This is a genomic window from Sporosarcina beigongshangi, assembly GCF_033485195.1.
In the GTDB taxonomy this organism is placed as follows: Bacteria; Bacillota; Bacilli; order Bacillales_A; family Planococcaceae; genus Sporosarcina; species Sporosarcina beigongshangi.
In genome coordinates this window covers 1-13965 of the sequence record NZ_JAWLIR010000040.1, presented here as the reverse complement: position 1 = coordinate 13965, position 13965 = coordinate 1, and the positions used below count along the sequence as shown (strand labels likewise).

At 44.5% G+C, this 13965-nt stretch carries 13 protein-coding genes; all 13 read right to left on the bottom strand.

Annotation, left to right across the window (positions count from 1 at the left end):
* Positions 1-254: 254 nt before the first annotated feature.
* Entirely contained in the window at positions 255-1745 is a 1491-nt protein-coding gene (lysS, locus tag R2B77_RS15300; protein WP_212391886.1) for a lysine--tRNA ligase, read from the bottom strand.
* 154 nt (positions 1746-1899) lie between these two features.
* Positions 1900-2418, bottom strand: a complete 519-nt coding sequence (gene folK / locus R2B77_RS15295; RefSeq protein ID WP_203248993.1) for a 2-amino-4-hydroxy-6-hydroxymethyldihydropteridine diphosphokinase — start codon at positions 2416-2418, stop codon at positions 1900-1902.
* Positions 2415-2783: a dihydroneopterin aldolase gene (gene folB / locus R2B77_RS15290; RefSeq protein ID WP_203248992.1), complete on the bottom strand. Its 369-nt coding sequence runs from the start codon at positions 2781-2783 to the stop codon at positions 2415-2417. Before folB ends, folK begins: the two co-directional genes overlap by 4 nt.
* Positions 2784-2790: 7 nt before the next feature.
* Positions 2791-3642, bottom strand: a complete 852-nt coding sequence (gene folP, locus R2B77_RS15285; protein WP_203248991.1) for a dihydropteroate synthase — start codon at positions 3640-3642, stop codon at positions 2791-2793.
* Positions 3642-4496 (bottom strand): aminodeoxychorismate lyase, encoded by an 855-nt coding sequence (gene pabC / locus R2B77_RS15280; RefSeq protein ID WP_203248990.1) that lies wholly within the window; start codon positions 4494-4496, stop codon positions 3642-3644. The genes folP and pabC overlap by 1 nt, the downstream gene beginning before the upstream one ends.
* A gap of 16 nt (positions 4497-4512) precedes the next feature.
* Positions 4513-5922, bottom strand: a complete 1410-nt coding sequence (locus R2B77_RS15275) for an anthranilate synthase component I family protein (RefSeq protein WP_203248989.1) — start codon at positions 5920-5922, stop codon at positions 4513-4515.
* A gap of 128 nt (positions 5923-6050) precedes the next feature.
* Positions 6051-6977 carry a cysteine synthase A gene (gene cysK / locus R2B77_RS15270; RefSeq protein ID WP_203248988.1) on the bottom strand — a complete coding sequence of 309 codons (927 nt, stop codon included), beginning with the start codon at positions 6975-6977 and terminating at the stop codon, positions 6051-6053.
* A gap of 165 nt (positions 6978-7142) precedes the next feature.
* Positions 7143-8069 carry a peptidyl-prolyl cis-trans isomerase gene (locus R2B77_RS15265; protein WP_203248987.1) on the bottom strand — a complete coding sequence of 309 codons (927 nt, stop codon included), beginning with the start codon at positions 8067-8069 and terminating at the stop codon, positions 7143-7145.
* Positions 8047-8934, bottom strand: a complete 888-nt coding sequence (gene hslO / locus R2B77_RS15260; protein ID WP_203248986.1) for an Hsp33 family molecular chaperone HslO — start codon at positions 8932-8934, stop codon at positions 8047-8049. The genes R2B77_RS15265 and hslO overlap by 23 nt, the downstream gene beginning before the upstream one ends.
* Before the next feature lie 16 nt (positions 8935-8950).
* The gene (locus R2B77_RS15255) at positions 8951-9715 is read right to left on the bottom strand and encodes a type III pantothenate kinase (RefSeq protein WP_203248995.1); all 765 of its coding nucleotides are present in this window, start codon (positions 9713-9715) and stop codon (positions 8951-8953) included.
* Between the two features lie 107 nt (positions 9716-9822).
* Positions 9823-11847, bottom strand: coding sequence for an ATP-dependent zinc metalloprotease FtsH (gene ftsH, locus R2B77_RS15250; RefSeq protein WP_203248985.1), 2025 nt, complete (start codon positions 11845-11847; stop codon positions 9823-9825).
* 109 nt (positions 11848-11956) lie between these two features.
* Positions 11957-12499, bottom strand: a complete 543-nt coding sequence (gene hpt / locus R2B77_RS15245) for a hypoxanthine phosphoribosyltransferase (RefSeq protein WP_203248984.1) — start codon at positions 12497-12499, stop codon at positions 11957-11959.
* A gap of 36 nt (positions 12500-12535) precedes the next feature.
* A complete protein-coding gene (gene tilS, locus R2B77_RS15240) occupies positions 12536-13939 on the bottom strand; it encodes a tRNA lysidine(34) synthetase TilS (protein ID WP_203248983.1) in 1404 nt (467 codons plus the stop codon).
* Between the last annotated feature and the right edge of the window lie 26 nt (positions 13940-13965).

The window sequence follows — 13965 nt, the reverse complement described above, 5'->3', positions numbered from 1 at the left end:
CAACAACTAATTTCAATTTCTTTTTCGTTGTTTCTCACACCAAAAGTGCGACGCTTTATATCCTAACATCCTGCCGGATACAAGTCAACAACTAAATTTAATCTCTTTTTCATTGTTTTAATATGTCGGAAGTGCAACGTTTTTTAATATACCATCCCCCCCTTTCGATTGCAATACTTATTTTAAATTTTTCTTCCTAAATAAAAAAACCACGCAAAGCACATTCACATGGCTTTACGCGGTGATTATCAGTTTTAGTCTCTTGAACGCATTTGCGGGAATAGCAGGATATCACGAATTGATTGTGCATTAGTCAATAGCATGACAAGACGATCGACACCAATCCCGAGGCCACCGGTAGGTGGTAATCCATATTCTAAAGCTTCTATAAAGTCATTATCCATTTCATGCGCTTCATCATTACCCTGCTCTTTTTCAACCATTTGAGCTTCAAAGCGTTGACGCTGATCGATTGGATCATTAAGCTCCGTGAAGGCATTAGCGTGTTCACGGCGGACGATGAACAATTCAAAACGATCCGTGAAGCGACCATCCTCCGAATTTTTCTTCGCAAGCGGTGAAATCTCAACTGGATGACCAAAGATAAATGTTGGTTGCACAAGCTGTTCTTCTACTTTTTGCTCAAAGAATTCATTTAACACGTGGCCAACCTCCATCATTGGAGTTACTTCTACGTTATGCTCTTTAGCTAACACATGCGCTTCTTCCTTCGACATCTCTTTCCAGAAGTCTACGCCTGTGTATTGTTTTATCGCATCAACCATATGAAGACGCGTCCAACCTGGTGCCAATTCAATTGTATCTTCCCCGTATTGCACTTGTGTTGTACCGAGTACTTCTTGTGCAATATGAGCTACCATGTTTTCCGTTAGCGCCATGATGTCATTGTAATCCGCATACGCCTCATATAATTCAATCATTGTAAATTCAGGGTTATGACGTGTTGAAATTCCTTCGTTACGGAATACGCGTCCAATTTCATAGACCTTCTCAAGCCCACCTACGATGAGGCGTTTCAAATGAAGCTCAATCGCAATCCGCATATACAGTTCCATATCTAGCGCATTGTGATGCGTGATGAATGGACGTGCTGACGCTCCGCCTGCAATCGAATGTAGCATCGGCGTTTCAACTTCAAGAAAACCTTGTCCATCTAAGTAACGACGCATTGATTGGATAATCTTACTTCTTAAGATGAACGTCTCTTTACTGCCTTCTGTTGAAATTAAATCTAAATAACGCTGACGGTAACGTTGCTCGACGTCTTTTAACCCGTGGAATTTCTCCGGTAGCGGACGTAATGCTTTTGTTAGGAATGTAAATTCCGTCGCTTTAATGGATAGTTCTCCAACTTTTGTTTTAAAGACCACTCCTGAAATTCCAATGATATCGCCAAGATCCGCACTATTGAATAGCCCATACGCCTCTTCACCGATCGCATCTTGCCTTACGTAGATTTGAACCTGACCACCAAGGTCTTGCAGATGCGCAAAGCCAGCTTTCCCTTTTCCACGCTTCGTCATAATACGTCCCGCAATTTTCACTTCATGCGGCGTTTCATCTAGCTCTTCCTTTGAAAGAGCTTCGTATTTCTCCAGTATTTCATTGGATAGATGAGTGCGTTCAAATCTTGAGCCGAATGGATCTAATCCACTCTCCCGTATATCTTCCATCTTCTGGCGTCTCACCAGTAACTGATCATTTAATTCATCCAAATGGGACATTTCCTTCACTCCTTCATCATTTATCCTTTTAACAGTATGCACCTATTGTACACAATTTGCGCCACCTCGACACGCTTTACTTCTCACGTGCAATAAAAAGGGCCACCAAATAGTACATGGCAGCCCGGCTCATTACTATATAGCTAGAGTCGCTTCATCCCTTTAATTGCAGGAATTGCTCGACTCCGTCAACCTTCTTCCAAAGCATTACACCACTGTCTTGAACAGCAGCTTCCTTCGAAAATGATTTCCCCGTCACCGGATGGGCGATTGTAGGAGCGATTTCCAAAAGCGGAATGAGAACAAACGCCCGCTCATGCATACGCGGATGTGGAATGACTAAATTCTCTTCTTCAATATTGTCGGTACTATAAAGTAAAATGTCAAGGTCAACCGTTCGAGGACCCCATCTCACCGTCCGCACCCGACCAAGCTCTCGCTCAACCGTTTGACAAATCTCCAATAATACCTGCGCAACCGCAACCGTTTCCAAACAGACGACCACATTCAAAAAATCCGCCTGATCTGTATATCCAACAGGCGCGGTTTCATATATAGAAGAAACAGCGAGTACCTCCACCCCATCATACAACTGAAGTGCCCTTACCGCCTCAACTAAATGCTCCAGCCGATCACCGATATTCGAACCAATCGACAGATACGCTACTGTCATACGAAACGTCCTCTTATAATATCGACAGACACTGATGCGTAATGACCCGGAATCGGCGGGTCCGGTTTGATCAACACAACACGGACGCCCGTCACTTTGGCGGCGAACTCTTCCATGACATTAGTAGCAATCTTTTCCGCAACCGTTTCAATCAATTTCATCGGCTCACCTTCCACAATTAACTGACAAACTCGATACACCTCTGCGTAGTTCACAGTTTTATCTAGATTATCGGTTTTCCCCGCTTCAGAAAGATCCGTCGCTATCGACACCGTCACACGAAAACGCTGTCCCAATTTATTTTCCTCAGGCAACGCCCCATGATAACCGTAGAATTCCATTTCGTTTAGATGAATATAATCCATACTTCTCCTACCCTTCAAATACCGTTTTCCCCGTTAAGACATCCATCATTTTTGCCATCCTCGCGATTTCCTTCACATCGTGAACACGCATAATATGACAGCCATGCTCAATACCGTAACAAACTGTCGCACCCGTACCTTCCAATCGCTCCTCGACAGGCAGCTCTAGCACATTACCAATCAATGATTTGCGTGAAGTTCCTAATAAAACCGGATACCCCATATCAGAAATACGACGCAACCCTTGCATCGTCCATATATTTTGCATCGTATCTCGCGCAAACCCGATGCCAGGATCTAACCAGATATGATCATGCGTAACACCCGCCTCAATCGCAATGCCGACACTTTCTTCCAAATCTGCTACAACCGCGTCCATGAAAGGTTCCTCATACTCCGCCTTGTCACGGTTATGCATCAGAATAATAGGAACCTTGTATTTCGCCGCAACATCTGCGATAGCTGGCTCACGTTTCGCACCCCATATATCGTTAATGATTTGCGCACCCGCTTTAATAGCCTCTTCTGCTACTCTCGCTTTATATGTATCAATCGACACCACACAGTCAAATTCTTTGGTGATCGCTTCAATAATCGGCACCGTTCGTTCAAGCTCCTGTGCCAATGAAACTGGCGCATGCCCTGGTCGCGTTGACTCCCCACCGATATCAATAATTTTCGCCCCATCACGAAGCATTCCTTCCACACGTTCAAGGGCCGCATCCATCTGCCCAAATTTTCCACCATCCGAAAAGGAATCTGGTGTTACATTTAAAATACCCATGATCACCGTTTCTTTATGAAAATCCATTTCCGTCTTGCCAAATTTGTACACACCACGCGCATTCGCTAATTCCATTAATTGTCGCCTTCTTTCATACCCTCAATCGCCTGTCTATATAATTCATGAAGCTTTTGATAATAATCCCCTGAAGCCCCTCGAAGCAAGTGGTCCCCGATTGCCGCTAACGGTACGAGCTCCTGCACAGCATTCGTGACAAATACCTCGTCCGCAGATTCCAGATGCTCTTTGCCATAAAAACCTTCATGAACTGCAATCCCAGCAGACCTAGCCAACTCGGTGATAAACGCACGCGTCGTTCCTGGCAAAATTCCCGTTTTAATCGCCGGTGTGAATAATTCGCCATCCCTCAGCCAAAAGACGTTTGACGTCACACCTTCCGCAACAAATCCTTCACTTGTCACAAACAGTCCCTCTACGTCTTTTAGCGAAGGCAATTCCAACCGCCCGCGCACATTATTTAAGAAATTATGTGATTTGTGACGCACTGTACTTTCTGGTAGATTGCGCGGCGTATCGAGCCAAACCGCCCTTTTCACCATACCTGGAACAGCCAGAGCCAACTCTTTTCTGAACAAAATAACATTCGGCGTTGCATACATTGAAGGTGCTAGACCTATATCGTGGACACCCGCTGAAACATTGAGACGAAAATAGCCATCTGTATTCCCCGACTTTTCATCAAGCGTCTTTACGACAGCTAGAATTTCCGCATTTGTATAAGGCATCGCAATTCGGTACTCCGTGAGGGCAGCATGTAAACGCTCCATATGCTCATCAAACAACAATACGTTGCCGTCGTATGTCCGAAATGTTTCAAAAAATCCTGCTCCATAAAGAAAACCGTGATCAAACGGAGATATTCTCAAATCCTCCGCTCGCGTGAATTCACCATTCATCCAACACCACATACTACACCCTCCGTTGTCAATGTTCCGCCATCGCTTTTGCCTGCCATAACGCTTTTGCTTTATTCAATGACTCGATATACTCGGCTTCCGGCACTGAATCAGCGACCAAACCAGCCCCCGCCTGAATATGCGCGATGCCATCTTTGATATAGGCCGTGCGGATCACAATATTCAACTCCAGATCCCCGTTAAAGCCGAACCAACCAATCGACCCTGTATATAGACCTCTACGCGTCGGCTCCAATTCCTCGATGATTTCCATCGTCCGCAATTTAGGAGAACCTGTAATGGATCCCCCCGGGAAAACGCCTTTAATAATATCCGCATTCGATATACCGGATGCCGCCGTTCCGCGAACATTCGATACTAAATGCATGACATGTGAATATTTTTCCACGACCATAAATTCGTCTGTTTCCACTGTCCCCGGTGCGCAAACACGCTCGAAATCTTCCTTTTCCAAGTCGACTAGCATAATATGCTCGCCCGTCTCTTTATCATTCGACAATAACTCCGCCTTCAGCGCGGCATCTTCTTCATCATTTACCCCTCTAGGTCTTGTCCCACCAATCGGTCGCGTACTTAATTCATCCCCGCGTTTTTTAAGCAATAACTCAGGCGAGCCTGAAACGACCGCAAATTCCGGAGCGCCAATCGACGCCATATAAGGCGATGGGTTAAATGAACGAAGCGCCTCATACATGTCAAGCGGTTGCGCCGCCAATGGCTTTGATTGTCGTACAGATAAATTCACTTGCACAACATCGCCACTGGCAATATAGCTTTGCACATCACGTACCATTTGCTCAAATTGCGGTCCCGTTACTGCTACTTCAAGGTCATCTGATGCCGAAGAAACTTCGACCGCTTTTCCTGGCGCGAAAACTTGTTTTTTCAATCCCTCCGAAGCTGCAGCTAGCCATTCACTTTTCAAATTTTCAACTTCTAAGTCACGATTCGGCAGCGCCATAAAATAGGCGGTTTCCGCTTGCATATCCAACACAGCCCAGCGATCAAATAAATAGAAATAGAGGTCAGGTGTCTCCAAATCATCTACTGAATCTACCAGGATTGGTTCATAGCGGCGCGCATAATCATAGCTGATGAAACCCATTAATCCACCTTGAAAATCCGGCAACTCCGAAATTGTCTCCATTTCGAATGAACGGGCGATATCGTTCAATAACGCCAACGGCTCTCCTTGGCGTACTTCTTCTGTTCCATCGCGCCAAACAAGTTTTAATTTATCACCTTCAAGTGTTTGCAATGTAACAAGCGGATCAATCCCAGCCATACATAACGCACCACTCCGTCCACTTTCAAGGAGTAAGTGACGCTCATTTTGATGCGCCAATTCTTTATACGCATAGAAAAATTGTTCTTTCGTCATTTCCGCCGTTGTATACACTGGTTGTTGTCCTTGCATCCTTATTCCCCCTGCTTAACAATTAGTATCTTCATTTTACCTCTTAAAAGGCATTTCACGCCACTAAGAAAAGCGCTGGAGTCTAGGCAAAAAAAAGAAGGAGCACCTTGGCTCCCCCTCCTTCACTATTACTCTTCGTCGAATTGATAAAGCGGTGTACTCAAATAACGTTCACCGTTCGATGGAAGAATCGCCACAACTTTCTTTCCTTTACCTAGCTTCTTCGCCGCTTGCAGTGCTACGAAAATGGCCGCCCCAGATGAAACCCCACCTAGAATTCCCTCTTCACGCGCTGCACGCCTTGCTGTATCATACGCCTCATCATTTGTTACTAAAGCAATTTCATCATAAATTGCTGTATCAAGAACCTTAGGTACGAACCCTGCACCAATCCCTTGAATTTTATGCGGTCCTGGTTTGCCACCAGAAAGGACAGCTGAGTCTGTCGGTTCAACTGCAATAATCTTAACCTCAGGAAAACGCTCTTTCAAGACACTTCCTGCTCCCGTAATTGTACCGCCTGTTCCAATACCAGAAACGAACGCATCGACACGATCAAGCGCATCTGCAATTTCAGGACCTGTTGTCAAACGGTGAATTTCCGGATTTGCTTCATTATTAAATTGCTGTGGAACGTACCAGCCATTCTCTTTCGCTAGTTCATCCGCCTTAGCAATGGCACCTTTCATTCCTTCAGCACCTGGTGTCAAAATAAGATCTGCACCATATGCACGCAACAAATTACGACGTTCCGTACTCATCGTATCTGGCATGACTAGCACAGCTTTATATCCTTTTGCAGCCGCAATCATTGCAAGACCAATCCCCGTGTTTCCACTTGTCGGCTCAATAATTGTACCACCTTCTTTGAGATCTCCGGATTTTTCAGCCGCTTCAATCATCGCAAGTGCAATACGATCTTTCACACTAGAACCCGGATTGAAGTACTCCAGTTTCAAATAGACTTCTGCATCCTCCGGTCCCGTCAATCTATTCAATTTAACAAGTGGTGTCTTTCCAACCAAGTCTACAACAGAGTTTCCAACTAACGTCATCCTTATCCTCTCCCAATCCCTACTATTTTGATATGCTTTGTTTAATTAATGATACTATCATATTATGCTCGTTGTCAAATGATTCCTTACATTTATTTTGCATCAGTCTCTAGCCAAAAAAACTGTTCAGATTTACCGATTATAATCAGCTTCTGAACAGCACTGTTATTTACTATAAAACCACTTGGCGTCAAATTCATCCCAAAATGCCTCCGGGTTCACAGATTGCGGAAGTTGCTCCAATGCAAGCTCACGTCTAATATGACCGTTTACCTCATTCAATGTAAATGACTGACCTTCTATCACTTCACTTACATGGATAACCGCAAACGTACCGTCACTCAAAGTGATAACTCCACTCGTTGAAGCACTTTTCATATCGACTGCCGCCTTTACAATTTCCTTATCGATGGCATCAGTCGATTTATTCACATAACCAATGTCTCCACCAAGACTTGCGGAAGCAAAATCCGTTGAACGTTCTTTCGCTAGCACATCGAAGCTCGATCCTTTCGACAGCTCCTCCACGGTTTGCTTCGCTTCGTCTTGCGTCGGAACAACGATAATGGCCGTTCGATAGGCAGTTGAAATATTATAAAGTGAAGCATTTTCATCATAATGCTCCTCAATCGCAGCATCCTCAACGACGATGTCCTTCGTCAGCACTTTTTCAAGGATGAGATTGGCACGAATTTTTTGACGCATTTTCTCCATATCTAAACCTGTATAGGAGCGACCATCCACCGAGCGAATAAGTGCTACTTCGAGGTCGATTTCTTTGTCAGATACGTCGATTTCATGTCGCTTCGCAGCGACCTCCATCACCTTGTTATTGACAAGTTCAAGCAGAGTCTCACGCCCTACTTCCTTTTCCATCGCGGTCATCCATTGTTCTCTCGTGATCGGCTCGCCCGCAACCGACGCCACTTCCTCACCCGTCTGTTTAGGCTTCTGATCGGGTATCAGCCAGCCAATAAACCACAAAACATTAAAAGCAAAGAGGATACCTATTAACAGAAGGAGCGGTTTCGTCTTTAGTTTGCGCTTTTGCGAACTAGCCAGTTCCGATTTAGGATTCCGACTGTATTTCATTGATAAAGCCTTCCAATTCTTCCTTCGGATATACATACGTCTCCAGACAGAAATGGCAGTGCGCTTCCGCTTTTCCATCCTCATCAATCATCTCACGAATTTCTTGCTCTCCAAGTCCAATAATTGCATCGCCAAATCGTTCCTTTGAACAATTACACGTAAACGCAACATCCATCCGATCCAGTATCTCGACATTTTCTGCGCCGAGTACTTCGCCAAGAATTTCCTCCGGCGTTAAACCACGGTCAATCAGTTTAGAAATCGGTTCGACAGTAGAAATACGTTCTTCCACTTTCTCAATCGTTTCATCCGTCGCCCCTGGCATCACTTGGATAACGAAACCCCCAGCTGCTTTCGCCGTATTATCAGGATTCACAAGAACACCAAGTCCTACGGCGGAAGGTACCTGTTCAGAAACAACAAAGTACTCTGTAAAATCTTCAGCAATTTCACCCGAAACAATTGGTACTTGACCTGTAAAGAAATCACGCAAGCCAAGGTCTTTGACAACCGTCAACATACCTTCAGTTCCAACTGCACGTCTCACATCGAGTTTTCCTTGGTCATTCAAATCGAAATGCGTTTGCGGGTGTGTTGCATAACCGCGAACTTCTCCGTGCGCATTCGCATCAATAATCATTGAACCAATCGGGCCACCGCCCTCAATTTTAATTGTCAGCTTATCTTCACCTTTTACCATTGCTCCCATCATCACAGCTGCAGTCATAGAACGACCTAAAGCAGCCGTCGCTGTTGGCCACATCGCATGGCGGCGTTGAACCTCGGCAACAGTCTCTGTAGAACGAACTGCATAAGCTCGAATTGTCCCATCGAACGCCAACGCTTTTACTAAATAATCACTCATAAGTCATATTCTCCTTTTACATGTTTCGTTCGTAAATTAAATGAAGCCCTTTTAACGTCAGGAAATTATCAACAACATCAATAACCTTCGTTTCACTTGCAATCAAATCGGCAAGACCGCCAGTGGCAATAACGGTCGGCTCTACCTTACTTTGTGCTTTCATACGCGCAACGATTCCCTCAACTTGCCCAACATACCCATAAACAATTCCCGCTTGCATCGCTGCAACCGTATTTTTTCCTATAACATGATCCGGCTTTGTCAATTCAATACGCGGCAATTTAGAGGCTCGATCAAATAAAGCTTCCATCGAAATACCGATACCAGGCGCAATTGCTCCGCCCATATATTCTCCTTTTTCATTGACAAAGCAGTAGGTAGTCGCTGTTCCAAAATCGACAACGATTAGCGGGTAGCTGTATTCGTGAATAGCGGCAACAGCATTTACAATGCGGTCCGCACCTACTTCACGTGGATTTTCATACTTAATGTTCAAGCCCGTTTTAACGCCCGGCCCAACAATCAGTGGTTTTTGATTAAAATACTTTCTGCACATCTGTTCAAGCGGAAACATTACCGGTGGTACAACCGATGAAATGATAATGCCTGTCACATCCCCAAAAGTGATGCCAACGTGAGTAAACAGCGATTTAACCGCCATCGCATATTCGTCTTCTGTCCGATGTCTATACGTTTCCATACGCCAATGATGCTTAAGTTGCCCTTGCTCATAGACCCCAAGAACAATATTGGTATTCCCAGTATCCAACACTAAAATCATAATGGTTTCCTCGCTAACTTCGATGTTTTCCAACACATCATACCACAGACAGACAACTAGAAAAAAGCTGACTGCTTCAAAAGAAGCAATCAGCTCTAATTCATCATTCAATCTTCACGTTTTTCTTCAATCGGTTTAAGCGCTGGATCCGTTTCGGATTCTTTTGGCAAGTCACCAATTGATGGATCCGTAGACGCCCCAGTCGACTCAGAGATAACTACCTCATCATCTTCTCTTTTCGAAATATCTACATTCTTAGTATCTTCATCTAAATTGTCCAAGCCATAACGGCCATACGGACGATCAGGCAATGTACCATGATCTTTTAAATGGTTAATTTGCTCAGCATCGAGTGTTTCAACTTCCATAAGCGTTGTCGCAATCAAATCGAGCAACTCACGTTTTTCTGTAAGGATCTCTTTTGTACGTGCATATTGTTCCTTGATAATACGTTGCATTTCTTGGTCAATTTCATAGGCAATCGACTCGGAATAATTTTGCTCAGAGTTAAAGTCACGTCCAAGGAATACTTGCCCTTGAGATTGACCGAATTGCATCGGACCAAGCTTGTCACTCATCCCGTACTCTGTAACCATCGAGCGTGCAATACCTGTTGCGCGCTGGAAGTCATTATGAGCACCCGTAGAAACTTCGCCGAGAACGATTTCTTCTGCTACACGACCACCAAGAAGTCCTGAAATTTTATCCAAAAGCTCTGGTTTCGTCATGAAGTAACGGTCCTCTTTCGGAAGCATGACAGCATAACCGCCCGCCTGACCGCGTGGAACAATTGTTACCTTATGGACGATTTCCGCATCGTCAAGCGTTAATCCAACAACGACGTGACCCGCTTCGTGGAAAGCTACGATATTACGTTCTTTTTCAGAAATAACGCGACTCGTCTTCGCAGGACCCGCAATGACGCGGTCTGTCGCCTCATCGATATCTGACATATCAATTTTCACTTTACTACGTCTCGCAGCAACTAGTGCTGCTTCGTTTAGCAAATTTTCAAGATCCGCACCAGAGAAACCAGGCGTACGCTGCGCAAGTGCCTTCAAGTTGACAGTATCGTCAAGCGGCTTATTTCGTGCATGCACTTTTAGTACAGCTTCTCTTCCTTTAACATCCGGACGACCTACTGTAATTTGACGGTCAAAACGTCCTGGACGAAGAAGTGCTGGGTCAAGGATATCCGGACGGTTTGTCGCCGCCACGATGATAATGCCTTCATTTTCACCAAAACCATCCATTTCAACAAGAAGTTGGTTCAATGTTTGTTCACGTTCATCATGTCCACCACCAAGACCAGCGCCACGTTGGCGACCGACCGCGTCGATTTCATCGATGAAAATGATACAAGGTGCATTCTTTTTCGCATTTTCGAATAGGTCACGTACACGTGATGCACCGACCCCTACGAACATTTCTACGAAATCAGAACCAGAGATCGAGAAGAACGGTACTCCCGCTTCACCTGCAACCGCACGTGCTAGCAACGTTTTACCCGTACCAGGAGGTCCAACAAGTAGAATTCCTTTTGGAATACGCGCGCCGACTTCAACGAATTTACGTGAATCTTTAAGGAAGTCAACAACTTCCACAAGCTCCGCCTTTTCTTCGTCTGCTCCGGCCACATCTGTAAACCGAACTTTTTTCTTATCATCTGTATGCAGCTTCGCCTTACTTTTACCGAAATTCATCACACGGCCACCGCCGCCACCTTGTGCTTGATTCAACAAGAAGAAGAATAAGATGAAGATAATGATGAATGGTACAAGACCTGTAAAGAAGGATACCCAAGCGCTCGTTGAAGGTGCTTCAAGTACTTTAATTTTTGATTTATTGGCGATACTACGAATATCAGCCATCAAAGCCTCATCGGTTTGCGGAATGTTCGTTATAAACGTTTCGCCTTCCTCATACCCTTCTAACTCACCTTTAACTTGATAGACGGCTTGAACAGGTTGGATCTCCATGCTCTTAATTGTTCCGTCTTCCATCGCAGCGATGAACTCACTGTAGTTAATTTCTTCCGTTTTCGGATTTGTTTTGTTTAGTGAACTGAATATCCCCATGATTGCTAGGAAAATTAGTCCGTATAGTAGAAAGTATCGAAGTATTCGATTCATCCCAAGCCTCCTCATTTCATTCAAACAGAAAACTAGTGTAAATCTTATCATAGGTCTGATTCAACCTACAAAGAAAATGCCTTATTTAGAAGTTAGTTTTCCGGAAAGTTTAGAAAGAATAGATTTCCTTTTTCAACACGCCAATATAAGGTAAGTTTCTATATTTTTCTGCGTAATCCAATCCGTAACCAACGACGAACGCGTCCGGTACAACGAAACCAACATAGTCCGCCTTCAAATCTACCTTCCGGCCAGTTGGCTTATCCAGTAGTGTAACAATTTTAATGGAGTTTGCTTTTCTATATTTCATCAGCTCAACGAGATAACTTAACGTTTTCCCACTATCAATAATATCCTCAATGATGAGCACGTCGCGTCCTTCGACACTTGTGTTCAAATCTTTGACGATTTTCACTTCGCCTGATGAAACAGTTGCATTGCCATAGCTTGATACATCCATGAAATCAAGTTCAATGTATGCATCTACACGCTTGATAAGGTCACTCATGAAAGGTAGAGCTCCTTTAAGCACACCAATTGCAAGTGGGAACTTATCTTGGTATTCCTTGGTCAAAGTGGCACCAAGCTCATGGATTTTCTCTTCAATCTGTTGTTCTGTTATTAAGACTTCTTCGATATCTTTCCCTAACATCGAAATTCCTCCTCTTTCATCTAACATCCAAGTCAATTAGCACTTTCTCGTAAGAACTATGTAATGACTCTGCTTTGTCCTGTTGCGTGAAAAGGCCACACCATAACGCAACCCCGGAATCGCACAAACCTCTCCTAGTGCTGTAACAATGATTGGTAAGCGATCACGTTCAGCTAATTCCACCTTATCGTCGATAAATAGCCGAGATAAACGTTTCGAATGGCTCATACCTGGTAACAAGATCCGATCGCCATCTTCTCTTTGTCTAATACGTAAAGGAAAAGCGGCATCGGGCAGATCAAAATACATTATGTCGGCTGCACCTATGAATAATTCTGCATTGCTATCATCCACCGTATTCCAGTAAAGCTCTACTTCATGCCCCCAACGAGTCCAGCTACCTTGCGGGAATACTCGCTCCATCGACATTTCCTCGAGCGATACCTCTCGAGCAAACATCAGCTTACTATATGCCCGTATAAATCGAAAGCCGCGTGGAAGGTTGATGGATACAGTGCCATCCTGCGATCTGATGTGATGTAATAGCTGGCTTATAAGCACGGAATTGTATTCAACGGGTACACTTTCCCCATCATAAAGATACTTCAATAGTAGTGTAATCACCCGCCTTTGTAAAGCAAGGTGCATATCAGAAAAAGCATCACTGTCAACGACGGGGAGTCCTTCCGCTGTGAATTCAACGATTCTTTCAAACTGCTCCATCGCTAACTTTTCGAGTAGTTCTCCATCTTGCTGAAGCCAGCCGGTCATTTTCACTACATTTTTAGCAGCTGCAGCGTTTTCACGTAGTATAAACGGGACGATATGGTGACGATAACGGTTGCGCATGTAAGCATCACTTTCATTACTCGGGTCTTCGCGGTATTGTAAGGCATGCTCTTCAACATATAAGTAAAGCTCTGCTTTCACAACAGAAAGAAAAGGACGAATGACAATGCCGCCATCGACGTCCCGCTTCACAGGCATACCAGACGGCTGCCGCCCTTTCGCTACTTGCATTAGGACCGTTTCTAGCTGATCCTCCGCATGGTGCGCAGTCACCAAAACTGTGTAGCCTTGTTGTTGCATGACCTCCGCGAATAAGGCATATCTCCCTTCGCGGCACACAGCCTGTACATTGCCGCCTTCCTGCTCCAGTAATTCAGGAACAGGGACACGACCACCAAAAAACGGAATCCCAAGCCCCCTACATAATTCTTCAACAAAAACACCATCTGCCGCCGATTCCTCTCCACGCAGCATATGATCAACATGAATAGCTGCGACTTCAATATCCATTCTATCACGATGCGTAGCCATGAAATGTAGTAGCGCAACCGAATCGACACCACCTGAACACGCGACAAGAACACGACTTCCAGGCTCAATCAGTGCCCACTCTTTGATAAATTGAAAAATCGACTGTTTAAATGTATCCATTGCATAAGCACCTCATTTATTACATT

Coding starts and splice junctions, on each gene's coding strand:
- lysS (WP_212391886.1), bottom strand. CDS start 1,745: ATGTCCCATTTGGATGAATTAAATGATCAGTTACTGGTGAGACGCCAG.
- folK (WP_203248993.1), bottom strand. CDS start 2,418: ATGACAGTAGCGTATCTGTCGATTGGTTCGAATATCGGTGATCGGCTG.
- folB (WP_203248992.1), bottom strand. CDS start 2,783: ATGGATTATATTCATCTAAACGAAATGGAATTCTACGGTTATCATGGG.
- folP (WP_203248991.1), bottom strand. CDS start 3,642: ATGGAATTAGCGAATGCGCGTGGTGTGTACAAATTTGGCAAGACGGAA.
- pabC (WP_203248990.1), bottom strand. CDS start 4,496: ATGTGGTGTTGGATGAATGGTGAATTCACGCGAGCGGAGGATTTGAGA.
- R2B77_RS15275 (WP_203248989.1), bottom strand. CDS start 5,922: ATGCAAGGACAACAACCAGTGTATACAACGGCGGAAATGACGAAAGAA.
- cysK (WP_203248988.1), bottom strand. CDS start 6,977: ATGACGTTAGTTGGAAACTCTGTTGTAGACTTGGTTGGAAAGACACCA.
- R2B77_RS15265 (WP_203248987.1), bottom strand. CDS start 8,069: ATGAAATACAGTCGGAATCCTAAATCGGAACTGGCTAGTTCGCAAAAG.
- hslO (WP_203248986.1), bottom strand. CDS start 8,934: ATGAGTGATTATTTAGTAAAAGCGTTGGCGTTCGATGGGACAATTCGA.
- R2B77_RS15255 (WP_203248995.1), bottom strand. CDS start 9,715: ATGATTTTAGTGTTGGATACTGGGAATACCAATATTGTTCTTGGGGTC.
- ftsH (WP_203248985.1), bottom strand. CDS start 11,847: ATGAATCGAATACTTCGATACTTTCTACTATACGGACTAATTTTCCTA.
- hpt (WP_203248984.1), bottom strand. CDS start 12,499: ATGTTAGGGAAAGATATCGAAGAAGTCTTAATAACAGAACAACAGATT.
- tilS (WP_203248983.1), bottom strand. CDS start 13,939: ATGGATACATTTAAACAGTCGATTTTTCAATTTATCAAAGAGTGGGCA.